The sequence below is a fragment of the Candidatus Accumulibacter phosphatis genome (assembly GCF_012939955.1).
GTDB classification, from domain to species: Bacteria; Pseudomonadota; Gammaproteobacteria; order Burkholderiales; family Rhodocyclaceae; genus Accumulibacter; species Accumulibacter delftensis.
Genome location: NZ_SPMY01000045.1, coordinates 78,723 through 101,129 on the forward strand (window position 1 = coordinate 78,723; position 22,407 = coordinate 101,129).

Genomic DNA, 22,407 nt, shown 5'->3' on the forward strand with positions numbered 1-22,407 from the left:
TGTTACGACAACAGTTACATAGTTCGACCATGCGCCTGTTGTCGCGCCTCGAAGCCGACCGAAAATCCGGCGCAATCTGGTACGTTCTTTTCCGGCAATCGCCTTAGATCTTGAACTGTTCGGCAACGACTGAAACCGTGATCGTCGCCAGCACATCGCTATGCAGCGCGACCTGCAACTCGGTTTCGCCAATCATCTTCAGCGGACCCGCAGCCATGCGCACATCGGACTTGTCGACGGCGAAGCCGAGTAGACGCAAGCCATCAGCGATATCGAAGTTGCTCACCGAGCCGAAGAGACGGCCATCGACGCCAGCCTTGCGTTCGATGCGCACGACCACGCCCACGAATTTCTCGGCATAGGCCTGCGCAACCGCCAGTTTCTCGGCTGCCGCGCTCTCGAGTTCGGCGCGCTTGGCTTCGAATTCCTTCAGCGCCATCGGCGTTGCACGCTTGGCTTTACCCGTTGGAATGAGGAAATTACGGGCATAGCCCGCTTTGACGTTGACGAGATCACCAAGCTGCCGAGGTTGCCAACCTTTTCCATCAGAATTACTTGCATTTCCTTGTCCTCGCTTACTGGTGATTGTCGGTGTACGGCAGCAAGGCCAGGAAGCGGGCACGCTTGATGGCCACCGACAGCATCCGCTGATAACCAGCCTTGGTACCGGTCAGGCGAGCCGGCATGATTTTGCCGTTCTCGGCGACATACTCCTTGAACAGGTCGACATCCTTGTAGTCGATCTCTTCCATCTTCTCAGCGGTGAAGCGGCAGAACTTGCGCCGCTTGAATAGGCCACCACCACGCTTCTTGACGTTCTTGTCATCCTTCTTCTTGAAGAATCTTCCCATTTTGCTTTCCTTCGACAAATTCGATCGTAGTTACATGCAGTCTCGGCTGCTTGCTGTTGCGGCTCCTGGCGGCAAGAAAGCCCGTCAGATGGAGAGCAGCGCCAGGAGTTGCCGCTTGCAGCCACTGTGCCGTTGCACCCAGGGCGATGGCCTGGATTTCGCATTCAACACGCCGTGGGCTACCCGCTTCAAGTTGCTCTGATTGATGCCTGATCAGGCATTCCACTACCGGCACACCGGCCGGTGTAAAACGTTGCGCCTTGCGCTCGATCAGGACACCAACAAGCTCGACGCGGTTCAGCAGAGCCTCGACAATCAGGCGGCCGGTTCCGCAGCCGCTTGTTCAGCGGCAGCTTCAGCCGGTGCAGGCTCGCGCGCTTCCAGCAGCGACTTGGACTTCTCGTCCTTCATCATCGGCGACGGCCCACTGACCGCACGCTTGGTCTTGATCGTCAGATGACGAAGAACCGCGTCGGTGAATTTGAAACCGTGCTCGAGCTCGGTTAACGTAGCGTCATCGCACTCGATGTTCAACAGCAGGTAATGTGCCTTGTGCAGCTTCTGGATCGGGTAGGCGAGCTGGCGGCGTCCCCAGTCTTCGAGACGGTGGATCTGCCCGGCACGCGCTGTGATCACAGCCTTGTACCGCTCGACCATCGCCGGCACCTGTTCACTCTGATCCGGATGGATGATCAGGACGATTTCGTAATGACGCATGAACACTCCTTGTGGTTGAAGCCCCCCGCCATGCAAACGGTGGAGCAAGGTGGAAAACCGAGCATTATAACGGTCTCGCGGCCTTCTCGGCAAACTGCTTTCGCCTTGCCCGGCCCTGCAGCTGCTGTTCCCGAAGATCGACACCCTGCCACACGCCGACACCCTGTTTCGGCTCCTGCGCGACCTTGACCTTCAGCCCCTCAAACAGGCCCTGGGCGGAACCCGAGGCGCAAAAGCAGGATTGCGAACTGCGCGCCTTTGCGCGCTTGAGCGAGTGCCTCAAGACCTGCTTCCCCCGCCTGCGGATTCTGCTCCTGCTCGACGGACTCTACGCCAACGGGCCCGCTTCGGCTGGGTCATGCGTCATGGCCTCCGGCTTGGCCGTCCGACCCCTTTGCCGATACAATGGCAAGGTCTTCGACGCAATGCTGTCGCGTTCGACTCCACAACCTCAGCAGAGAAAGTGCCGCCATGAAAGTACTGCTATTGACCCGCGAGTATCCCCCCAATGTTTACGGTGGAGCCGGCGTTCACGTCGAGTATCTGGCCGATGAACTGGCCAGACTGATGCATGTAGAAGTGCGCTGTTTCGGTGAGCAGGACACTGTCAACGACGGGGTACGGGTCAAGGGCTACCCATTTGGGAAAGGCAGTTTTGCGCACGTAGACAAGAAACTCAGCGGCGCACTCGACACTTTCGAGACCAACCTCGAAACCCTGAGCGAGCAGGTCGACGCCGATCTGGTGCACGTGCACACCTGGTACGCACACCTCGCCGGTATCCTGACCAAGAACCTCTACGGCATTCCTTTGGTGCATACGGTGCACTCGCTGGAACCACTGCGGCCGTGGAAGCGCGAGCAGCTCGGTTGCGGCTACGACATGTCGTCTTGGGTCGAACGCACCTCGCTGCAGATGGCGGACGCGGTGATTGCTGTTTCGGAAGGAACCAAGGCCGACATTCTCGAACATTTCGACATCGATCCGAACAAGATCGCGGTGATCTACAACGGCATCAAGGTCGAGCAGTACCATCCGACGACCGATACCGATGCCCTCGAAAAGCACGGCGTCGACCCGAGCAAGCCCTTCGTGCTCTTCGTTGGCCGCATCACGCGCCAGAAGGGCATCGTGCACCTGGTCAATGCCGTCAAGTACATCAACCCCGATGTGCAGGTCGTCCTCTGTGCCGGCGCCCCGGATACCAAGGAGTACCTTGCCGAGATGGAAGAGGCGATCAAAGCCGTTCGGCGGGAAGGTTTCAAGAACCTGATCTGGGTCCAGGAAATGCTCAGCAAGCCGCAGGTGATCCAGATGTATTCGCATGCCACGGTCTTCTGCTGCCCGTCGATCTACGAGCCTTTCGGAATCATCAACCTGGAAGCGATGGCCTGCCACACAGCCGTCGTGGCCAGCGCCGTCGGCGGCATCAAGGAAGTCGTCGTCGATGGTGAAACGGGTTACCTCGTACCGCTGGAACAATTGCGCGTCGCGCCCTTCGAGCCGGTGAATCCCGATGCCTTCTCGCGCGACCTGGCGACGGCGATCAACAAGGTCCTCGACGACCCGGCGCTCGCCGAATCGATGGCCACTGCCGGCCAGAAACGCGCGCGTGAAGTTTTCAGCTGGTCGAGCATCGCCCAGCAAACCCGCACACTCTACAACTCTCTGCTGAAATAGCGATTCGCCGCACCCTTTCGGCCACCGGCACAGACTCAGCTCAGGGCGAAAGGGATTGCGGCAAGGGATTGCGTATTGACGGCCCGCAGGGGCCGTCGCCGTGCAGATCACCTATCACCCTCTGCTTCCCGCCTCGCCGGGTCAGAATTCAGGAGCGCAAACAATGATTCCCCAGGACTACCCCCGCGTAAATATTGAAGCCGTCAAACCGCAGATCGACTGTGGCCGCTATCCAATCAAACGCGTCGTCGGCGAAAAAGTCGCCGTCAGCGCGGATATCTACAAGGAAGGTCACGACAAGCTGTCGGCCGTGCTCAAGGCCCGCAAGCTGGGCGCTAAGACGTGGCAGGAAAGCCCGATGACGCTGGCCCTCAACGACGACTGGTACTGCGAGTTTTCAGTCACCGAGATCGGTCCCTGGGAATACACCATCGAGGCCTACGCCGACCACTACCGGTCGTGGGTAGAAGAGATCAGCAAGAAGAACGTGCCGGGTGCCAAGCTCGAAAGCGAACTGCTCGAGGGAATGGCGATCATCAGGAAATCGGCCGCCTTGGCCAAGGGTGAGGATCGTGCCCGCATCGAAAGCATCATCGCGGCCATGGACAGTGCGCTGGGTGCCGGCGAGCAGCAGGGCGTGATCGACCTGGGAATCGGCGGCGTCCTGCACAGCCTGATGGCCAGGTATGCTGATCGTAGCGAGGGCTACGAGCTGGCGCCGACGCTGAAAGTGATGGTCAACCGTCCGATCAGTCGTTTTGCCGCCTGGTACGAGTTCTTTCCGCGTTCGCAGAGCACGACCCCGCACCAGCACGGCACCCTGCAGGACTGCCTTCGTCGTCTGCCCGAGGTCAAGGCCATGGGCTTCGACGTCATCTATCTGCCGCCGATTCATCCCATCGGCCACAGTTTCCGCAAGGGCAAGAACAACAGCCTGACCGCCCAGCCCGGTGACGTCGGCAGTCCGTGGGCGATCGGCAATGAGCACGGCGGTCACACCGGCCTCGAACCCAAGCTCGGTACCTGGGAGGACTGGGATCGCTTCGTCGCCACCTGCCGGGAGCTGGAGATCGAGATTGCACTCGACTACGTGATGAATTGCTCGCCCGACCACCCCTACGTCGCCGCTCATCCGGAATGGTTCTTCCATCGTCCCGACGGTTCGATCAAATACGCCGAAAACCCGCCGAAGAAATACCAGGACGTCTATCCGCTGAACTTTGGCACCACGGACCGCGCCGGCCTGTGGCAGGAGATGCTCAGAGTTTTCCTGTTCTGGGTCGACAAGGGGGTGACCACTTTCCGCGTGGACAATCCGCATACCAAGCCGGTGCCGTTCTGGGAATGGGTAATCGCTCAGGTACACCGGCAGCACCCCGGGGTAATCTTCCTTGCCGAAGCCTTTACCAAGCCGAAAATGATGCGCCTGCTGGCCAAGGCCGGCTACGCCCAGTCCTACACCTACTTCACCTGGCGCAACGAGAAAGACGAAATCACCGAGTATGTCAATGAGCTGACAAACGGCGAGATGAAGGAGTACTTTACCGGCAACTTCTTCGCCAATACGCCGGACATCCTGCCGCCAATCCTGCAATACGGCGGTCGGCCGGCATTCATCATGCGCGCTGTTCTGGCGGCGACCCTGTCCTCAGTCTATGGCATTTACAGTGGTTACGAGCTGTGTGAAAACGCGGCGATTCCGGGCAAGGAGGAGTACCTCGACTCGGAGAAATACGAAGTGAAGGTGCGCAATTGGCGGGCTCCGGGCAACATCGTCGACATCATCACCCGCATCAACAAGATCCGCCGCGAATCGCCAGCCCTGCACGGCTACAACAACGTCCTGTTCCTGGCCACCGACAACCCGAACATCCTCGCCTACGCCAAGATAAACGATGATGGCTCGGATATCATCGTCTGCGCGGTCAATCTCGATCCTTACCATCAACAGCCAGCCACTCTGCAGATCCCGCTGGGCACTTTCGGCATCGGCTGGGATGAGCAATACCAGGCACACGATGTGCTGAACGACCAGAGTTATCGCTGGAGCGGCCCGACCGCCTACGTCGAACTTAGCCCGCACAACCTGATGGCGCACATCATCAAGATTCGTCGCTGGTAAGCGCAGGCCAGGGCGCAGTCACTGTCTCACTGTCTCAGGCGCTGACAAATGAAATGGCGGCCTCTATGGCCGCCATTTCATTGTGACGTTCGCTTCTGCGCGCAGCAGGGGAAAAGCATCATTCCCCTGCGCGACTACGCTCTGCTCAAGGCGCGTCCGCAGCGGCGCGCTTGAAGTGCATGTCCTCTTCCGAAAGATCGGTGAGTTCGATGCGCACCGGCTCGACCCGCCAGATGTCCGTGCAATACTCCTGAATCGCACGATCGGCCGAGAAGAATCCGGAGCGTGCAACGTTGAGAATCGACATCCGCGACCAGCGCTCGTAATCGAGGTAGGCCTCGGAAACCTTTTCCTGACAATCGATGTACGACTGAAAGTCCGCCATCAGCATGTACTCGTCCTGGTTGAGAAGGTGTTCAACCAAGGGCCGGAAGACATCGCGGTCACCGCGGGTAAAGAAGCCCGAGCTGATCAGATCGATCACTTCACGCAGCTGCGGGTTCGCCTCGTAGTAGTCGCGCGGTCGGTAGCCGCAGTTGCGGAGTTCCTTGACCTCCGGCGTGTTCATCCCGAACAGAAAGAAGTTTTCTGCGCCAACCTGTTCGAGGATCTCGACGTTGGCGCCGTCGAGCGTGCCAATGGTCAGCGCACCATTCATCTGGAACTTCATGTTGCCAGTGCCCGATGCTTCCTTGCCGGCCAACGAGATCTGCTCCGACAGGTCCGCCGCCGGGAAGATCAACTGACCGTTCTTGACGTTGTAGTTCGGGAAGAAGACCACCTGTAGCCGGCCATGCATGGCCGGGTCCCGGCCAACGATATCGGCCACGGCAGTCGCCAGGCGAATCATCAGCTTGGCCATGCGATAACCCGGCGCAGCCTTGCCACCGAAAATCACCGTGCGCGGAGCAACCACCAGGCCCGGGTTGTCCTTGAGGCGCTTGTAGAGCGAGATCACGTGCAGCAGGTTGAGATGCTGGCGCTTATACTCATGGATGCGCTTGACCTGGACGTCGAACATCGATGCCGGATCGGCGTCGACGTGGGCAAAGCGCTTGATCTCATGGACCAGGCGCTCTTTATTGCCGCGCTTGATGCCGCGCCATGCCTCGCGGAAGGCCGCGTCCTCGGCATAGGGCTCGAGCTCGCGCAGACGCTGCATGTCGGTCACCCAGCCGGAGCCAATGGTGTCGTCGATCAGCTGCGACATCGTTGGATTGGCGAGCAGAACGAAGCGACGCGGGGTCACGCCATTGGTCTTGTTCCTGAATTTTTCCGGCCACAGGTCGTAGAAGTCCTTGAGGATGTCTGACTTGACGAGTTCGCTGTGCAGGGCAGCCACCCCATTGACGGCGAAGCTGCCGACCACCGCCAGGTGTGCCATGCGCACGTAACGTGCGCCATCTTCGTCGATCAACGACATCCGCCTGAGGACTGCTTCGTCACCGGGGAAGCGAATGCGCACTTCGTCAAGGAAACGCTCGTTGATCTCGCAGATGATTTCGTAATGCCGGGGCAGGGTTTTCCGGAACAGGTGCAAGGGCCACTTCTCGAGAGCCTCGGGCAGCAAGGTGTGATTGGTGTAGGCGAAAGTCCGCTGGGTGACCGACCACGCGTCGTCCCAGAGCATCTCGTACTCGTCGACCAGTAAACGCATCAGTTCGGCGACAGCGATCGATGGGTGCGTGTCGTTGAGCTGGACGACGAACTTTTCGTGGAAAGCACTGAGATCTTTCTCGCGTTGCAGTTGCAGACGAATCATGTCGCGCAGCGAGCAGGCGACAAAGAAGTACTGTTGCTCGAGCCGCAGGGTCTGGCCCGCTTCCATCTCGTCGTTCGGATAAAGGACCTTGGTCAGCGTCTCGGAGAGCACTTCTGCATCCACCGCCTGGTAGTAATTGCCGGCGTTGAAGGCGGCAAAATCGAATTCCTCCGGCGCCTCGGCGCTCCACAGTCTGAGCCGGTTCGGGGTATTGACGCCATAGCCGAGCACCGGCATGTCCCAGGCCGTCCCGCGCACGACTTTTGCGGGAATCCACTGCACGCGCAGGCGGCGAGTAGCCGACGCCTCGTACTGGTGTTCGGTATGACCGCCAATCTTGATATCGAAGGCGACATTCGGTCGATGGATCAGCCACGGGCTTCCCGCACGCAACCACTTGTCGGTCACTTCGGCCTGCCAGCCGTCACGGATAACCTGGGTGAAAATGCCGAACTCGTAACGAATGCCGTAGCCGATGGCGGGAATCTCGAGCGTTGCCAGCGAATCAAGGTAACAGGCGGCGAGACGCCCGAGACCGCCGTTGCCCAGTCCGGGCTCCTCTTCCTGATCGAGAAGCATATCCAGATCGAGCCCGAGTTCCGCCATCGCCTGCCGCGCGTTGTCGAAAATGCCCAGATTGATCAGATTGTTGCCAAGCTGTGGACCGATCAGGAACTCGGCCGACAGGTAGCAGACCGTACGGCTGCCCTTGTTGCGGTAGGTGCGCGCGGTTTGCACCCAGCGCTGCAGCAGGCGATCGCGTACCGTCAGGGCGAGTGCCTGGAAGCAGTCACGCCGGGTTGCCACCTCCGGAAAGCGCGCCTGCGAGTAAACCAGTCTGTCCAGAAAGGCGCGCTTGAGCGCGTCTACTCCGAGTCCCATGCGCTCGTCGTCCCTGCCCACCAACGGCACCGCTGCCGGCCCCGCATGCGACTCGCCCTGCCCTTGCTTCTTCTGAATCATGCCCGTCCCTTTCGATAGATCCGTTTGATTATTGCCAACAATTACCCTGGTAGCGTCGTTTTTTGCTGCCTTAAAAGACCCCTGAGGGGCGAGTCTAAAGCATAGTGCGCGCCCATGCCTACCGCCCCAGGCGAGGTTTTTTTCCTGGCCAGCGCTTCGTCGGTGGAGGTGGCAGCGTCGCCAGTGTCCCGGTCGATGCTTAGGCTATTTGATTGCAGTAACAATGAACATGGCAAGCGAACGCTCAATACCTGCCTGCCTGCCTACCTACCTACCGTGAGTCGCTGGCGCGACTTTCATTGTCAGGCGGCGCCGTGACGCTGGTTGGTGCTAGCATTGACGAACAGGCAGGCAGTCGGGTAGGCAGAAGTGCCTTCGGTGGCGCGTTGTCGATGCGCCGTGTTCGATCTTGTTCAAGCACAGCGAGGAAAGCACATGACTCTGAGAATCGAAAACCACCAATTGGTCGGCGAGCTGGTCAGTCATCGCAGCACACCCAACCATGGCGGCATCATGGCCCCCAGTTACCTGATCCTCCATTACACGGCCGGGCGCTCGGTTGAAGGTTCGGTGGAGTCGCTCTGCACACGCAAACCACGCGGCAACGCGTCGGCACATGTGGTGCTCGGGCGTGAGGGACAGATCGTCCAGCTGGCACCCTTCAACGTCGTCACCTGGCATGCCGGTGTCAGCCAGTGGGCCGGGCTGATGGGCCTCAATTCCCACTCCATCGGCATCGAAATGGATAATGCCGGCCTGCTCAAGAAAGTCGGTAAGCAATACCAGGCCTGGTTCGGCAAGGTTTATCCAGAAGACGAAGTCACCCTCGCCGCGCATCGCAATGGTGGCCCGGTCTCGCCCTGGCACGCCTACAGCGAAGCGCAAATCGAACGGGCGATAGAACTCGCCGAGCTGCTCGTCGAGCACTATGATCTGCAGGATGTTCTCGGGCACGAAGACATCGCCCCTGGCCGCAAGATCGACCCGGGCCCAGCCTTTCCGCTGGGCGCCGTACGTAGCCGGGTGCTCGGTCGTGAGCAAGACGAAGCGGCACGCTACGTGGTTACTGCCCGCAGCCTGAACATCCGCAAAGGGCCGGACGCCAGTTTCGAAGCCGTCGCGGCGGCGCTGAAGATCGGCACCGAAGTGCTCCTCCTCGAAGCACGTGACCGCTGGAGCCTGGTCGAGGTCGTCGCCGATCCCGAGATCGAGGGCTGGGTCAGTAACGCCTATATTGCGGCCAGCGGCGGCGGCGACAGCAGCGTCAGCCCGAGATCTGCCGTCACCGGCCCGGCGTCAACGAATCCGGGCACCGCCCCCGTCAGCCGGAAAAACGGTGGCAAGGGGAAGAAAGCACGCCGGCACGCGCAGTGAGGGATCCCCTCTCGGCTGGCAGCCTCCCGGCCCACCAGCCGCGTCGCTGAGCGGCAAAGCGCGAGCACACGCCGATGGCGCAGCTGTTCATCAGCTACCGTTCGTCCGACGGTCGCGACAAGGCAACGGCGCTGGCACGCGATCTCGGCGCCCTGTACGGCGACGCGCAGGTCTTCATCGACAAGGATGACCTGCGCGCCGGGGTCCAGTGGCGCGAAGAGATAGCCGCCACACTCAAGCAACAGCCGGTACTCCTGCTGCTGCTCACCCCGCAGCTGCTGGCCGCCAGCGACGATGACGGCAAGCGGCGCATCGACGACCCCGCTGACCCGGTGCGACGCGAAGTCGCCGACGCCCTGGCGGGCGGTGCACACCTCATCCCGCTGCTTTGCGACGGCGTCACCGCAGCGCCGCCTGCCGCCGAGCTGCCGGCACCCTTCAACCGCATCGGCGAGTTCACCTGGCGGCCGCTGCGCGCATACGACTGGGAGCACGACGTCCGGCGTCTGGTAGACGACTTGCAGGCGCTGGGCATTGCACCCGCGGCGCCGCTTAAGGCGTCCGCGCCGGCGCCAGCCACGGCGCAGCGAAGCGTCGGCGGGACGCGTCGCCGCAGGCTGATCGCCGGCATGGCGGCCGCAGCCGTCGCTCTCGGTATCGGCGGCTACACGCTGCGCCTTGCGCCAACCCCATCGAGCACCGATGTCAGCGGTTCCTGGTCCGCGACCTTGGCGCCCGACGAGACGCTCTCCCTGTCGCTACGACAGACCGGCGATCAGGTCGAGCTCAACAGTCGCCCCGTGCCGATCAGTCGACGGGCTGACTGGGCAGATTACCGCAGCTTCTGGCGCGAGCGTTTCGGCAGCGAACTCGACACCGTCAGCTACCGCGGCAAAGGGAGCGCCAGCACCCTCCCGGGAGAGCAACTGGTCGTCGATATTGCCTTGCAGATTGTCAGCACTCCCGGCGACGTGCTGGTCGATACCGGGAACCTGCACGCCACCATCGCTGCCGATGGCAGCTCGATGTCCGGGACGGTCTGGCTGAACGGAAAACAGGTCGAACGCCCCGTTCGTCTGAAACGCGTGCCGCCCCAGTGATCAGGCTGGCATCCCGCAAAGCCCTTTGCCGCGCGCCGCTTACAGCCCCTCGCGGCAGGGGCCAACGCCGCTCGCCCCCACGGCTCGTAGCGCGAAGCTGAGCGGCGACGCCCGAGTCAGCACAGTTGCGTGATCAGCACCACTGCCTCAGTAGCGATGCCTTCCCCACGCCCGACGAAGCCCAGCTTTTCGGAGGTCTTTGCCTTTACGTTCACGCAGTCGACAGCCACCTGCAGGTCAGCGGCGATGTTGGCGACCATCTGCGCCAGATACGGCGCCATCTTCGGTTGCTGGGCAATGATCGTCGCATCGATGTTGCCGACTTGCCAGCCTGCCTCCGCCAACAGGGCAAACGCGGCGCGCAGCAGCACGCGGCTGTCGGCGCCGCGATAACGCGGGTCGGTGTCGGGAAAGTGGCGGCCGATGTCGCCCAGCGCGGCGGCGCCGAGCAGCGCGTCGATAATCGCGTGTAGCAAGGCGTCGGCGTCGGAATGGCCGAGCAGGCCGCTGCCGTGCGCGATATCGACCCCGCCAAGGATCATCTTGCGACCGGGGACCAGCGCGTGAATGTCGCAACCCTGGCCGACGCGGATCATTCGTCCACCCGCGCCCTGCCCTGCAGGATCAGTTCGGCCAGGCGCAGGTCGGCGGGGAAAGTGACCTTGAAGTTGCTGGCGTCGCCGGCAACCAGGCGCGGCTTGAAGCCGGCGGCCTCGACGGCGGAGGCTTCGTCAGTACCCTGCGGGTGCTCGGCGAGCACCTGACGCAGCAAGCCATAACGAAACATCTGTGGCGTCTGCGCCTGCCACAGGCCGTCGCGCGACACGGTGTGCGCAACGCGCTGTTCGGCGTCGGCACGCTTGAGGGTGTCGGCCAGCGGCGCGGCCAGGAGGCCGCCGACCGGATCGTCGGCGAGCTGCTCGCATAGCGCATTTAAGTTCGCCTGCGACAGACAGGGGCGCGCGGCGTCGTGAACCAGCGCCCAGTCATCGTCGTGAGCGGCCGTAGCCGCCGCAGAGAGGCCATTGGCAACGCTGTCGGAGCGGCTTGCGCCGCCGCAATACACGGTCTCCAGTTTGTGGCCAAGACTCGTCCAATCGTATCGCCGCCACCAGCCGTCGTCCGGAGAGAGCACCACCCAGACGCGATCGATACGCTGGCAGCGACACAGAGCGGCAAGACTGTAGTAGATCAAGGGTCGGCCGGCGAGCAACTGGTATTGCTTTGGCATCTCGCCGCCAAAGCGCGATCCGCTGCCGGCGGCGGGAACGATTGCGTAGTGACGTAGCATGGCGTAATTTTAACCAAAGAAGGCAGGCGGATACCAAAATGAACGCGCAGCGCTGCGCACGGGCTCTCGCCGCCGGGCAACTTTTCGGGAGACCGTCCCGAAGCCGCTCTGCCTTCCCGAGCAGCATGCCCTGAGGATCGACAAGATGACCCACTCGACAGACACAGTTCGTCCGGCCGCAGTCGCCGGCACCTTCTATCCAGGATCGGCCGTCGTTCTGACGCGCACTCTGCGCCAGCTACTCGGCGACACGCCGCCAGCGCAGGAGAGTCGCGAACGGCCACCGAAAGCGATCATCGCGCCGCACGCCGGCTACGTTTATTCCGGCCCCATCGCCGCCACTGTCTATGCGCCGCTGCACGCGCTGCGCGCCACTATCCGGCGCGTCGTTCTACTCGGCCCGACGCACCGCGTCGCGGTCAATGGGCTGGCCGTGCCGTCGGTCAGCGCCTTCGCCACGCCGCTCGGCGAGGTTCCTCTGGACGCCGAGGCCATCGCCCGCATCGCGCCATTGCCTCAGGTCGTCGTCAGCGACGCCGCGCACGCCATGGAACACTCGCTCGAAGTACAACTGCCGTTCCTGCAAACAGTGCTCGAACGCTTTACGCTGGTGCCCCTGGCCGTCGGCAAGGCCTCGCCGAGCGAAGTCGCCGAAGTGCTCGAAACCCTGTGGGGCAGCGATGAGACGCTGATCGTGATCAGCTCCGACCTCTCGCATTACCTTCCCTACCCGCGTGCCTGCGAGACCGACACCGACACCGCCCGGCACATCGTCGCGCTTGACGCCAAGCTCGACCATCAACAGGCCTGCGGCGCGACTCCGGTCAACGGCCTCTTGCTGGCCGCGCGTCGGCACGGACTGCGAGCTCGGTTGCTCGATCTGCGCAATTCGGGAGATACCGCCGGCGACAAGTCACGCGTCGTCGGCTATGGCGCCTTCAGCTTTACGCCGGTGAGCGCCGATGCCCACTGGGACCTCCTCGGCAGCGCCCTGCTCGTCAGTGCGCGCAACGCCATTGCCGCAAAGTTCGGACTATCACCACAGCCGGTGACGCCGATGCCCGAACTCTCCGCGCTGGGAGCGAGCTTCGTCACCCTGACCCGGAACGGCCAACTGCGCGGCTGTATCGGCAGCCTGGAAGCGCATCGGCCACTGGCCACCGACGTCGCCGAGAACGCCTTCGCCGCTGCCTTTCACGACCGGCGCTTCGCGCCGCTGAGCGAGCAGGAGTTGCCGCGCACGCGCGTCGAGGTGTCATTGCTGTCGCCGGCCGAAGCCTTCCCGGTGCGCAACGAGGAAGACGCCCTGGCCCGCCTGCGACCGGGTATCGACGGCCTGATCCTGAGCTACGGCCGGCGGCGAGCGACTTTCCTGCCGCAGGTCTGGGAGTCGCTCGCCGACCCCCGGCAGTTCATGGCCCAGCTCAAGCTGAAAGCCGGCCTGGCCGCCGACTTCTGGGACCCCGAGCTCACCCTGGCGCGTTATGGAGTACGAAAATGGAAAGAGACCTGAACGACTCGCTGAAAACCCCCGCATCGACACACCCCGCGCGCTGGTGGCACGCGCTTGCCGAGGGCCGCATTCAGTGCGACCTCTGCCCCCGCGACTGCAAGCTGCACGCCGGCCAGCGCGGCGCCTGCTTCGTCCGTCAGAACATCGCTGGCGCGATGGTGTTGACCACTTACGGCCGTTCGTCGGGCTTCTGCATCGACCCCATTGAGAAGAAACCGCTCAACCACTTCTACCCGGGCTCGTCGATTCTTTCTTTCGGCACCGCCGGCTGCAACCTGGCGTGCAAGTTCTGCCAGAACTGGGACATCTCCAAGTCGAAAGACATGGACCGCCTGCTCGATACCGCCAGCCCTGAGGGCATCGCTGCCGCTGCGGCGGCCTATGGTGCGCACGCCGTCGCTTTCACCTACAACGACCCGGTAATTTTTGCCGAGTATGCGATCGATACCGCCGTCGCCTGCCGCGCAAAGGGCATCAAGACCGTTGCCGTCACCGCCGGTTACATCCATCCCGAGCCAGCGCGCGAATTCTTTGCGGTCATGGACGCCGCCAACGTCGATCTCAAGGCCTTCACCGACGACTTCTATTTCAAGCTCTGCGGCGGCCACCTGCAAGCGGTGCTCGATACGCTCGCCTACATCCACCATGAGACGAACTGCTGGCTGGAAATAACCACCCTGCTGATCCCCGGCCGAAACGACTCGTCGAGCGAAATCAAGGCCCTTGCCGACTGGGTGGCGCGCGAGCTGGGAGCGAACGTGCCCCTGCACTTCTCGGCCTTCCACCCGGACTGGAAAATGAGCGAACTGCCGCCAACGCCGCCATCAACCCTGACCCAGGCCCGACGCATCGCCATGGACGCCGGTCTGAACTACGTCTACACCGGCAATGTGCATGACACCGAAGGCGGCACCACCTTCTGCCCGCAATGCCAGGCGGCGCTGATCGAGCGCGACTGGTACAACATCCGCCATTACGACCTGCCGAGTGATGGTCGCTGTCCGCACTGCGCGACGCCGATCGCCGGCTATTTCCGCCGCTTCGGCAAACCTTTCGGTCCCCGCCGCGTTCCGGTCAGGCTGGTGCGCCGTTGAGTGAAGCGATGACCACCGCCGACACCAGGACGCTGGCCATCGCCTGCGGCAGCACGCGACTGAACGCCGAGCTGTTCCTGCCCGCGCGGCCTTCTGCACTGGTAATCCTGGCCCACGCCGGACCGAATCCCGAGGCCCGCGATGACGCCCTCGCCGTCGTCCTCCGCCACGCCGGCATCGGCACGTTGAGCTTCGACCTGCTGAGCAGCAGCGAAGAACGCTTCGCCGACAATCATCACAACGTTTCGCTGCTCGCCAGCCGCCTGCTCGACGGCCTGGCCCTGCTCAAGCAGCAGATGCTCCTCGAAGAACTGCCGACGCTGCCGATCGGCCTCAGCGGCGCTGCTGACTGCTCTCCGGTGGTCGTGCGCGCCGCCGCCATCCGTGACCGCGACATCTTTGCCATTGTCTGCCGCGGCGGCCTGATCGACCTGGCCGGCATGCTCTACCTGCATACCCTGATCTCGCCCCTGCTGGTCCTCGTCGGCGAAAGCGAACAGCGCGTCGAAGCCAGTAATTGGCGCGCCTTGCGCGAGCTCGCCGGGCGCAAGGAGTTGAAGCGACTGCCGGCGAGCGCCGATGCCCCCGCCTCGGCCGCGGCCTTCGAGTGGGTCGCGCGCGAAACGGCGCGCTGGTTCGTGCACCACCTGCCCACGGCGGTAAGGACGAAACGCGCTTAGAGGAGCAGAGCTGGAGCGCCATAACCCTTGCCGATGGAATAATCCCTGGCGCGTAACGCCAGGCCTTTATCCATGCTCGGCTTGTGGTACCAATGGTCAAGGAATAAAATTGAGGCCGAGCCAGATTCCCGCAATACCCTGGCCGCGGTCCACATTCGCACGCGCGGCGTCAACGCAAAATCGAGAAGGCATATGAAACCGGTAGAAAGCATCACGCGACCCACCTTAAATGACCATCATCTCAAGATCATCGAGGCCAGGCATCACGATCCGTTCGAGGTGCTGGGCAAACATCCCGACGAAAACGGCGTCGCGGTCTGCGTCTATATTCCGCATGCCGTCGAAGTCTCCATCCTGGAAGGCAATCACTCCCTGGAACGGATCGGAGAAAGCGATTTCTTCAGCTGGCGCGGCGCGGTCGACGACCTTCCCGAGCACTATCGGCTGATCTGGCTGGACGATGGTCATCGCCAGCACATCTCCCATGATCCCTATTCCTACGGGCCACAGATCGGCGATCTCGACCTGCACCTGCTGAGCGCCGGCAACCACCGCCACGCCTACAACATCCTGGGCGCGAATTGCCGCGAAGTGGATGGCGTTGCCGGCGTCTTGTTCGCGGTCTGGGCGCCCAACGCCGAGCGTGTCAGCGTGGTTGGCGACTTCAACCGCTGGGACGGTCGTCGCCACCAGATGCGCGTGCGTCCGGGCAGCGGCGTGTGGGAAATCTTCATTCCCGAGCTTGCGCCGGGAGCCTTCTACCGCTTCGAGATCAGGAATCGCAATAGCGGTGAAGTATTGCTGAAGGCCGACCCCTATGGACAGCAGTTCGAGGCACGCCCGAAAACGGCCTCGATCGTCGTCGGTGAAGCAGAGCACGTCTGGCAGGACAGCGAGTGGATGGCAAAACGTGCCGAATGGGACTGGCAGCACGCGCCGATGTCGGTCTACGAAGTGCACCTCGGTTCGTGGCAGCGTGGAGCGGAGGGAGAATTCCTGAACTACCGCGAGTTGGCCATCCGTCTGGTTGACTACGTCACGCGCATGGGCTTCACCCACGTCGAACTACTGCCGGTCACCGAGCACCCCTTCGACCTCTCGTGGGGCTATCAGGCAACCGGCTATTTCGCCCCGACCAGCCGTTTTGGCACGCCGGATGACTTCCGCTTCTTCATCGACCACTTGCATGCCCACAACATCGGCGTGATTCTCGACTGGGTGCCGGCGCATTTTCCGAAAGACGCTTTTGCCCTCGCCCGCTTCGACGGCACCGCCCTCTACGAGCACGAGGACCCGCGCAAGGGCGAGCACCTCGACTGGTCCACGTTGATCTTCAACTTCGGTCGCAACGAAGTCCGAAACTTCCTCGTCGCCAGCGCCCTGTACTGGTTGCGCGAAATGCACCTCGACGGACTGCGCGTCGACGCCGTGGCATCGATGCTCTACCTCGACTATTCGCGTGAGGACTGGGTTCCCAACATGTACGGTGGCCGCGAGAACCTCGAGGCGATCGAGTTTCTGCGCGAACTCAACAGTGTCGCGCATGTCGAGTGTCCGGGCGCCCTGATCATCGCCGAGGAGTCCACCTCCTGGCCGCAGGTGACGCGACCGGTCTATCTGGGCGGCCTCGGCTTCGACATCAAGTGGAACATGGGCTGGATGAACGACACCCTGCGCTACATCGCCCAGGAGCCGATCCATCGCCAGTACCACCACAACCTGCTCACCTTCAGCATGCTCTATTCATTCACCGAGAATTTCATGCTGCCCTTCTCGCACGATGAAGTGGTGCATGGCAAAGGCTCGATGGTAAACAAGATGCCCGGTGACGAATGGCAACGCTTCGCCAACCTGCGCACGCTCTACAGCTACATGTTCACGCATCCGGGCAAGAAGCTGCTGTTCATGGGAACCGAATTCGGCCAGGGCCTGGAATGGAACAGCGCCGGAGTGCTCGATTGGTATGTGCTCGAATACCCCCTGCACAGTGGCATGCAACGCATGGTCAGCGACCTCAACCACCTCTATCGCGACAAGGCGGCGCTACATGGTCACGAGTTCGACTGGACCGGCTTCGAGTGGATCGACTGCAACGATTCTGCCCAGTCGATCCTGAGCTTCGTGCGCCGCTCGGGGTCCGAGTTCGTGATCGTAGTGGTAAACCTGACGCCAGTGCCGCGCAGCTACTACCGCATCGGGGTCCCTGAAGAGGGTACCTACGCAGAAATCTTCAACTCCGATTCGCATTTCTACGGTGGCAGCAACCTCGGCAATGGCCAGGAGGCTCTCGTTGCCCAGTCCATGCCGTGGATGAATCGTTCGCACTCGCTGGAAATCACCCTACCGCCACTGGCGACCATCGTGCTGGCCTTGCAGCGCTAAGCTGCGAATCGCGCACGCGACTCACGAACGTTCCTTCTCCTTGCGGGGGAAGGGCCGGGGGGAAGGGGGGCGGTCATGACTTTCATGATCCGGGGTGTCTCGCCATGTCATGACCGTTAGCGCACCACAGTAAACGCCAGAGCTCCGCCGTCGCACATGCCGTCGGACAGAATCAGCAGCTTGTAGGCCTGTGGCGTCTCTTCGAGCACTGTCATGGCCTCCGGTTTGAGCGCCTTGTCTTCGCAGGTGTTGGCTTTGCCGGCTTTGAGTTGGCGCAGTTCCACGCCTTCGAGGTCCAGAGTGGCCAGCGTTTTTGGCGTGGCAACAGCGGCGCTGCTGGTTCCGTCCCACCAGGCAATCGACCACTTCACGCGCTCCTGGTTGGCAGGGTCGTCGTCAGGGCCGGTCAGCAGCAGGAAACCGCCTGTTACGGCCACCATGTCGCGTATGCCCCGCCCTGCCCCGACCTTGATTCGGGTGACGTTGGCCTTGGCGTCGCCGCCTTTGAACAGCGCTTCTGCATCGACCGCCAGGATGAGTGCCAGGCTCTTCCTGGCCGGGCCACGGAAACCGAAATACAGGCGCCCGTCGCTGACCGCCAGGCCTTCGATGTTGACGCCATCTTGCCCCGCCAACTCCGGCGCCTCGGGGGGAGGCGCCGAGCCCAGGCATTTGCCTTCCCCGACAAACGCCTTGAGTTCGGGCTGCGCTTGCATGATCGCCCACAGGCGCCCGCTGTCCGCGTAGTCGACCAGGATCCCGCTGGGGTCGCCGCTTGGCGAGCGCAGCGCGCGGCCGGTCGCCGGATCGCGACGGAAGCGGAGCACATGGCGGCTGTGCGGATTGCTCTGGCAGTCGGAACGTTTCGCCGAATGCGAGCCAGTGACATAGAAGTAGCTGCCATCGGTGGCGGCGCCTTCAGCGTCCAGTTCGCCCGCGTCGGCACGCAGCACGACGCGCTCCGAGCCAACGACCAGAGTCCCCTCGCGTAGCGTTGCGTAACGCACCTCGACACCCTCGTCGAAGACCAGCAGGCAGATGCGCTGCTGCACGGTGCTCAGGCTGCAGGCCATGCCGCTGACCGAGCGGCGGGCTTTCGCGTCTTTCTTCTTGCCCAGGCCGAAGGAAAAGCCATCGCCACTACTCCATGGGCCACTGGTGGGCTGCACGCTGGGGACCGGGAGCGCTGCACGGGCGTCGGCACTACCTGGCACCAGTAGCAGGGAAGCGCTGGCGAACGCCAGGGCGCAGAGGTGCCAGCATCCTGAAAATTTACATACCTTCCTTTTCATGGCAGGAAAACCGTCTGAGGGGTCATTGATCTTCCCGGCACATGCGGCGGATTTCATCTTCCTTGATGGCCAACTCGACCTGTTGCAAGACCGCGTCGACATCGGCCAGGCGTTCGTCAAGAACGACTCGGCCCGTCAAGGCAAGCTCCGGGGTCAGCAGGCCACTTTCGTAGTGCGCCCAGATTTCCTTGCCGAACTGGCTGCCCACCAGCGAGGGCGCAAAACTGCTGAAGTAGCTGCGCAGATTGATCACGTCCCGCGCGAACATCTCGGCGGCGTTGCTGTTGCCCGCTGCGTCGATCGCCTGCGGCACATCGATGATCACCGGTCCGTCCTCGCCGACGAGGATGTTGTATTCGGAAAGATCGCCATGGATGATGCCGGCGCAAAGCATCCGCACCACCTGCTCGATCAGCAGGGCGTGAAATTCCAGCGCCAATTCTTCGCTGAGCTCGACATCGTTGAGGCGCGGTGCCGGATGGCCGTCGGCATCGACAATCAGATCCATCAGCAGGACGCCCTCATAGCAGAGATGCGGCTGTGGAACCCGCACCCCCGCAGCCGCCAGCCGATACAGGGCATCGACCTCGGCACTCTGCCAGACCTCTTCCTGCATCTTGCGCCCAAAGCGGCTGCCCTTCTCCATGGCGCGCGCCTGCCGGCTATTCCTGACCTTGCGGCCTTCCTGATAGGAGGCATTGTTGCGGAAGCTGCGCTGGCTGGCTTCCTTATAGACTTTGGCGCAACGAATGTCGTCGCCACAGCGAACGACATAGACGGTGGCCTCCTTGCCGCTCATCAACTGGCCGAGCACCTGGTCGACGAGGCCTTCTTCAACGAGTGCTAAAAGTCTTGCGGGTGTTTTCATGGGGTGTTCATTTTTGTGGCAATGCCGCAGTGTAGCGCCTTCCGCCGTACACCACAGCGCGGTAGGCCGCCTCGCGATCCGGCTGCAAGCTCGCCCGCCTTGACTCGGCCGACCAAGGCCAGAGATACTCTGGCTGCTATCGATGTCTTTACCGTCGCATTCTTGCCAAGCGTGGTTTCATTCGTATAATCGCCCGACTCTGGTTCGTGCGACGTCCCACGACCTATCGACCATCCCGGGAGGTGGAATGAAGGGTATCCTGAATTTTCTGGCGAGAGCAAATCTGATTGAGCTCTCGGACGATGAGCGACTGGCCGCCGCCGAAGCTGAACAGGCCGCTGCCGACACGCAATCCTACGCTGCGGAGCCCGCAAGTGCTGCCGATATGCCCGTGGAAACAGGTGACGCTTCGCCGCCGGAATTGGCGACCGTTGGCGCTCCGGCAGAGCAACTCGCAGGTAGACAGGAAGGCATCCCCTTGCCCGACATCTACGCCGCCGCCGCTGTGCCCGCTTCGCCGTATGCGGCAGAAAAGCTCCTGCGCCTGCTCGACGGCCTGCGAGCGATGGACGCCGGGACGCGGCACGCAGCGGTCCTGGCGATGGACGCGGCTGATGACAACTGGCAGATCGTCGATTGTGTGCGCGATGCCCAGTTCAAGATCTCGGCGCTCGGCGCCTACAAGGAGCAGCTGACAGGACAGTTGCAGAACGGCGAGCAGCAAGCAGCCGAGGTGATCGACCAGATCAAGCTTTCGCTCGACAAGTCGAGCGTGGCGATTCGCCAGCAGATCACCGAACTCGAACAGTTGCTCGAACGCGAAGTGACGCGCGCTGCGCAGGAAACGACGCGAGTCGAGGCCGGCCTGCGCGCGGCGCGCGAGTCAAGCACGCGTGAAACCCGACGCATGGACGCCGAGATCGAGCGCCTGCGAGAAATTCCGAACAATTTCAAGGCGCCTGATAGCGCTGCGCACTAAGCAAGGAGAAGACAGATGGCGCAACTGACACCGATGGCCAAGGGCCTGATTACGGTCATAATTCTCGGCGTCGCCGGATCGCTGGCCTGGAACCTGGGCCTCAAGGAGCGCTTTGCCGGCGGCGGCGATGCAGCGGCGCTCTCCACGCCAGCGACCGCTACTGCAGAGGCCGCGGCCAGAGCCCAGCCGCCGACACCGACCAGGGCGCAGCCCACGGCTGCGACCGCCAAAGCGGACGCCAAGAACGCAGCGCTCGGCACCCCGGGCAACCCCCTCAAGGTGAGCCTGGTCAGCTTCCACGGCTACGCACCCGCCCTGGTCGCCAATGGCAATTCCCTGGACACGCAGCCGGGGTCGATTTACAGCAAGATAGGCCTGAATGTGCGCTTCGTGATTCAGGACGACATTCCGACGCTGGCGACGATCTTCGAATCCGGCGCGGCGCAGTGCGCATGGCGAACCTCAGACTTCTGGGCCCAGGAGCAACCGAACCTGCGTAACGCGGGCCTCGACGGCAAGGCGGTGATGATTGTCGATAACACGCAGGGAGGCGACGCGGTCATCGCCAGCGATCCAGCGGTGAAGGCCATCGAAGACCTGGCCGGACGTTCGGTGGCGCTGCTCCAGTTCACGCCGTCGCACGGCATCCTGATCGACGCGCTGGACAACGCCTCACTGACGGCGCGCAAGAAGGAAAGTGTCAAGATCGTCTTCATCAATGCCGAGGAAGGCACGGCCGGCGTGCGCGCCGCGCTCGAGTCCGGGCACGTCGATGCGGCGGTTCTCTGGGACCCGGACCTGGCCCTGGCGCTGCGCAACGTCAAAGGCGCGCACGTCGTCTACTCGACGAAGACGGCCACCAACCTGATTTTCGACGTCATGGTCTGCGACTCGCGCCTGCTGGCGAAGCCCGAGGGACAGGCCGTGGTCCAGAAGTTCGTCGAAGGCTGGATGGAAGGCGTGCCGGCAGCACGCGCCAATCCGGACAACGCGGTGGACGCGCTGGTCAACACCGAGGAGTTCTTCAAGTTGCTCGCCGACAAGGAAGGCCGGCCTTTTGTCAAGAACCTGTTCCCGAACGTGGTGTGGACCGGCGTCGAAGAAAACGCCCGCATTCTCGGTCTGGCCGGTGGCACCAACCACTACGAGCGTGTCTACAAGCGTTTTGACGAGATCTACCGCAAGGCCGGCGCGCTGGCCAATCCAAAATCGCCGGTGATCGCGCCGCAGGACAGCTTCGACTACCGCTTCATCAAGGCCATTCTGGCCCGTGATCAGCCGGCTGCGACCGCCGCCGCACAACCACAGACCAGCTTCACGCAAGCCTCGCTCAAGGAAGCCACGCAACAGCAAGCGATGGTGACCAAGCCGGTGACCGTTGGTTTTGCCTCGGGCAGCACTGACTTGAGCAAGCGCGCCCATAAGACGATCGATGCCGAGATGGTGCCGTTCATCGAGAACAACGGCAAAGCCTACTTCGAAGTCAGCGGCAATTCCGACTCGACGGGCGCTCGCGAGGTGAATCAGCGTCTTTCGGAGGTCCGCGCCCGGGCCGTGGTCGACTATCTGGTCACGCAATGGGAGTTCCCGCGCGAGCGTTTCAAGATTGTCGGCAATGGCCCTGATCGTCCGCTGTGCAACGAAGCCAACGCCGCCGCCGAAGGCTTGTCCCTCGAAGACTGCCGAGCGCTTAACCGGAGCACCCGGGTAGCTGTGTTCGGCGGCCGTTAGAGCCAGCG

General features: G+C 62.5%; 18 protein-coding genes and 1 pseudogene. 10 read left to right on the forward strand and 9 right to left on the reverse strand.

Annotated elements, in window-relative coordinates; genetic code table 11:
* Nucleotides 1-103: 103 nt before the first annotated feature.
* The 4 genes and pseudogenes from rplI to rpsF all read right to left on the reverse strand — a co-directional run bounded on the left by rplI (nucleotide 104) and on the right by rpsF (nucleotide 1,568).
* Nucleotides 104-561: pseudogene (gene rplI, locus E4Q23_RS15915) on the reverse strand (50S ribosomal protein L9).
* A 14-nt stretch (nucleotides 562-575) separates the two neighbouring features.
* Entirely contained in the window at nucleotides 576-851 is a 276-nt protein-coding gene (rpsR, locus tag E4Q23_RS15920) for a 30S ribosomal protein S18 (RefSeq protein ID WP_046531352.1), read from the reverse strand.
* On the reverse strand, nucleotides 823-1,170 hold the full coding sequence (priB, locus tag E4Q23_RS15925; RefSeq protein ID WP_336511713.1) for a primosomal replication protein N: 348 nt from the start codon (nucleotides 1,168-1,170) through the stop codon (nucleotides 823-825). The genes rpsR and priB overlap by 29 nt, the downstream gene beginning before the upstream one ends.
* A complete protein-coding gene (gene rpsF, locus E4Q23_RS15930) occupies nucleotides 1,167-1,568 on the reverse strand; it encodes a 30S ribosomal protein S6 (protein WP_169067541.1) in 402 nt (133 codons plus the stop codon). The genes priB and rpsF overlap by 4 nt, the downstream gene beginning before the upstream one ends.
* Nucleotides 1,569-2,039: 471 nt before the next feature.
* On the opposite strand from rpsF, the gene glgA reads away from it, so the two are divergent.
* Both glgA and E4Q23_RS15940 read left to right on the forward strand, forming a co-directional pair.
* Nucleotides 2,040-3,248 (forward strand): glycogen synthase, encoded by a 1,209-nt coding sequence (gene glgA / locus E4Q23_RS15935; RefSeq protein WP_169067542.1) that lies wholly within the window; start codon nucleotides 2,040-2,042, stop codon nucleotides 3,246-3,248.
* Nucleotides 3,249-3,411: 163 nt separating this feature from the next.
* Entirely contained in the window at nucleotides 3,412-5,370 is a 1,959-nt protein-coding gene (locus E4Q23_RS15940) for an alpha-1,4-glucan--maltose-1-phosphate maltosyltransferase (RefSeq protein ID WP_169067543.1), read from the forward strand.
* A 145-nt stretch (nucleotides 5,371-5,515) separates the two neighbouring features.
* Here E4Q23_RS15940 and E4Q23_RS15945 read toward each other — a convergent pair whose 3' ends face one another.
* Nucleotides 5,516-8,095 (reverse strand): glycogen/starch/alpha-glucan phosphorylase, encoded by a 2,580-nt coding sequence (locus E4Q23_RS15945; protein ID WP_169067544.1) that lies wholly within the window; start codon nucleotides 8,093-8,095, stop codon nucleotides 5,516-5,518.
* A 435-nt stretch (nucleotides 8,096-8,530) separates the two neighbouring features.
* Here E4Q23_RS15945 and E4Q23_RS15950 point away from each other — a divergent pair, with 435 nt between their 5' ends.
* Nucleotides 8,531-9,469 carry an N-acetylmuramoyl-L-alanine amidase gene (locus E4Q23_RS15950; RefSeq protein ID WP_169067545.1) on the forward strand — a complete coding sequence of 313 codons (939 nt, stop codon included), beginning with the start codon at nucleotides 8,531-8,533 and terminating at the stop codon, nucleotides 9,467-9,469.
* Between the two features lie 74 nt (nucleotides 9,470-9,543).
* Complete coding sequence (locus E4Q23_RS15955; protein WP_169067546.1) at nucleotides 9,544-10,569, forward strand: TIR domain-containing protein; 1,026 nt, start codon at nucleotides 9,544-9,546, stop codon at nucleotides 10,567-10,569.
* Between the two features lie 116 nt (nucleotides 10,570-10,685).
* Here E4Q23_RS15955 and ispF read toward each other — a convergent pair whose 3' ends face one another.
* Nucleotides 10,686-11,165, reverse strand: coding sequence for a 2-C-methyl-D-erythritol 2,4-cyclodiphosphate synthase (gene ispF, locus E4Q23_RS15960; protein WP_169067547.1), 480 nt, complete (start codon nucleotides 11,163-11,165; stop codon nucleotides 10,686-10,688).
* Nucleotides 11,162-11,860, reverse strand: coding sequence for a 2-C-methyl-D-erythritol 4-phosphate cytidylyltransferase (gene ispD / locus E4Q23_RS15965; RefSeq protein ID WP_169067548.1), 699 nt, complete (start codon nucleotides 11,858-11,860; stop codon nucleotides 11,162-11,164). The genes ispF and ispD overlap by 4 nt, the downstream gene beginning before the upstream one ends.
* 145 nt (nucleotides 11,861-12,005) lie before the next feature.
* Between ispD and amrB the strand changes: the two genes are divergently transcribed.
* The 4 genes from amrB to glgB all read left to right on the forward strand — a co-directional run bounded on the left by amrB (nucleotide 12,006) and on the right by glgB (nucleotide 17,529).
* Complete coding sequence (gene amrB, locus E4Q23_RS15970; RefSeq protein WP_169067549.1) at nucleotides 12,006-13,373, forward strand: AmmeMemoRadiSam system protein B; 1,368 nt, start codon at nucleotides 12,006-12,008, stop codon at nucleotides 13,371-13,373.
* Nucleotides 13,358-14,467, forward strand: coding sequence for an AmmeMemoRadiSam system radical SAM enzyme (gene amrS / locus E4Q23_RS15975; protein ID WP_169067550.1), 1,110 nt, complete (start codon nucleotides 13,358-13,360; stop codon nucleotides 14,465-14,467). The genes amrB and amrS overlap by 16 nt, the downstream gene beginning before the upstream one ends.
* A gap of 8 nt (nucleotides 14,468-14,475) precedes the next feature.
* A complete protein-coding gene (locus E4Q23_RS15980) occupies nucleotides 14,476-15,147 on the forward strand; it encodes a hypothetical protein (protein WP_169067551.1) in 672 nt (223 codons plus the stop codon).
* Between the two features lie 192 nt (nucleotides 15,148-15,339).
* On the forward strand, nucleotides 15,340-17,529 hold the full coding sequence (gene glgB / locus E4Q23_RS15985) for a 1,4-alpha-glucan branching protein GlgB (RefSeq protein WP_169067552.1): 2,190 nt from the start codon (nucleotides 15,340-15,342) through the stop codon (nucleotides 17,527-17,529).
* 116 nt (nucleotides 17,530-17,645) lie between these two features.
* Here glgB and E4Q23_RS15990 read toward each other — a convergent pair whose 3' ends face one another.
* Both E4Q23_RS15990 and E4Q23_RS15995 read right to left on the reverse strand, forming a co-directional pair.
* Entirely contained in the window at nucleotides 17,646-18,821 is a 1,176-nt protein-coding gene (locus tag E4Q23_RS15990; RefSeq protein ID WP_169067553.1) for a DUF3616 domain-containing protein, read from the reverse strand.
* A 22-nt stretch (nucleotides 18,822-18,843) separates the two neighbouring features.
* The gene (locus tag E4Q23_RS15995; RefSeq protein WP_169067554.1) at nucleotides 18,844-19,689 is read right to left on the reverse strand and encodes a PA4780 family RIO1-like protein kinase; all 846 of its coding nucleotides are present in this window, start codon (nucleotides 19,687-19,689) and stop codon (nucleotides 18,844-18,846) included.
* A 247-nt stretch (nucleotides 19,690-19,936) separates the two neighbouring features.
* On the opposite strand from E4Q23_RS15995, the gene E4Q23_RS16000 reads away from it, so the two are divergent.
* Both E4Q23_RS16000 and E4Q23_RS16005 read left to right on the forward strand, forming a co-directional pair.
* Nucleotides 19,937-20,668, forward strand: a complete 732-nt coding sequence (locus E4Q23_RS16000; RefSeq protein WP_169067555.1) for a methyl-accepting chemotaxis protein — start codon at nucleotides 19,937-19,939, stop codon at nucleotides 20,666-20,668.
* Nucleotides 20,669-20,683: 15 nt separating this feature from the next.
* The gene (locus tag E4Q23_RS16005; protein ID WP_169067556.1) at nucleotides 20,684-22,399 is read left to right on the forward strand and encodes a phosphate ABC transporter substrate-binding/OmpA family protein; all 1,716 of its coding nucleotides are present in this window, start codon (nucleotides 20,684-20,686) and stop codon (nucleotides 22,397-22,399) included.
* Nucleotides 22,400-22,407: the final 8 nt, after the last annotated feature.

Coding starts and splice junctions, on each gene's coding strand:
- rpsR (WP_046531352.1), bottom strand. CDS start 851: ATGGGAAGATTCTTCAAGAAGAAGGATGACAAGAACGTCAAGAAGCGT.
- rpsF (WP_169067541.1), bottom strand. CDS start 1,568: ATGCGTCATTACGAAATCGTCCTGATCATCCATCCGGATCAGAGTGAA.
- glgA (WP_169067542.1), top strand. CDS start 2,040: ATGAAAGTACTGCTATTGACCCGCGAGTATCCCCCCAATGTTTACGGT.
- E4Q23_RS15940 (WP_169067543.1), top strand. CDS start 3,412: ATGATTCCCCAGGACTACCCCCGCGTAAATATTGAAGCCGTCAAACCG.
- E4Q23_RS15945 (WP_169067544.1), bottom strand. CDS start 8,095: ATGATTCAGAAGAAGCAAGGGCAGGGCGAGTCGCATGCGGGGCCGGCA.
- E4Q23_RS15950 (WP_169067545.1), top strand. CDS start 8,531: ATGACTCTGAGAATCGAAAACCACCAATTGGTCGGCGAGCTGGTCAGT.
- E4Q23_RS15955 (WP_169067546.1), top strand. CDS start 9,544: ATGGCGCAGCTGTTCATCAGCTACCGTTCGTCCGACGGTCGCGACAAG.
- ispF (WP_169067547.1), bottom strand. CDS start 11,165: ATGATCCGCGTCGGCCAGGGTTGCGACATTCACGCGCTGGTCCCCGGT.
- ispD (WP_169067548.1), bottom strand. CDS start 11,860: ATGCTACGTCACTACGCAATCGTTCCCGCCGCCGGCAGCGGATCGCGC.
- amrB (WP_169067549.1), top strand. CDS start 12,006: ATGACCCACTCGACAGACACAGTTCGTCCGGCCGCAGTCGCCGGCACC.
- amrS (WP_169067550.1), top strand. CDS start 13,358: ATGGAAAGAGACCTGAACGACTCGCTGAAAACCCCCGCATCGACACAC.
- E4Q23_RS15980 (WP_169067551.1), top strand. CDS start 14,476: ATGACCACCGCCGACACCAGGACGCTGGCCATCGCCTGCGGCAGCACG.
- glgB (WP_169067552.1), top strand. CDS start 15,340: ATGAAACCGGTAGAAAGCATCACGCGACCCACCTTAAATGACCATCAT.
- E4Q23_RS15990 (WP_169067553.1), bottom strand. CDS start 18,821: ATGAAAAGGAAGGTATGTAAATTTTCAGGATGCTGGCACCTCTGCGCC.
- E4Q23_RS15995 (WP_169067554.1), bottom strand. CDS start 19,689: ATGAAAACACCCGCAAGACTTTTAGCACTCGTTGAAGAAGGCCTCGTC.
- E4Q23_RS16000 (WP_169067555.1), top strand. CDS start 19,937: ATGAAGGGTATCCTGAATTTTCTGGCGAGAGCAAATCTGATTGAGCTC.
- E4Q23_RS16005 (WP_169067556.1), top strand. CDS start 20,684: ATGGCGCAACTGACACCGATGGCCAAGGGCCTGATTACGGTCATAATT.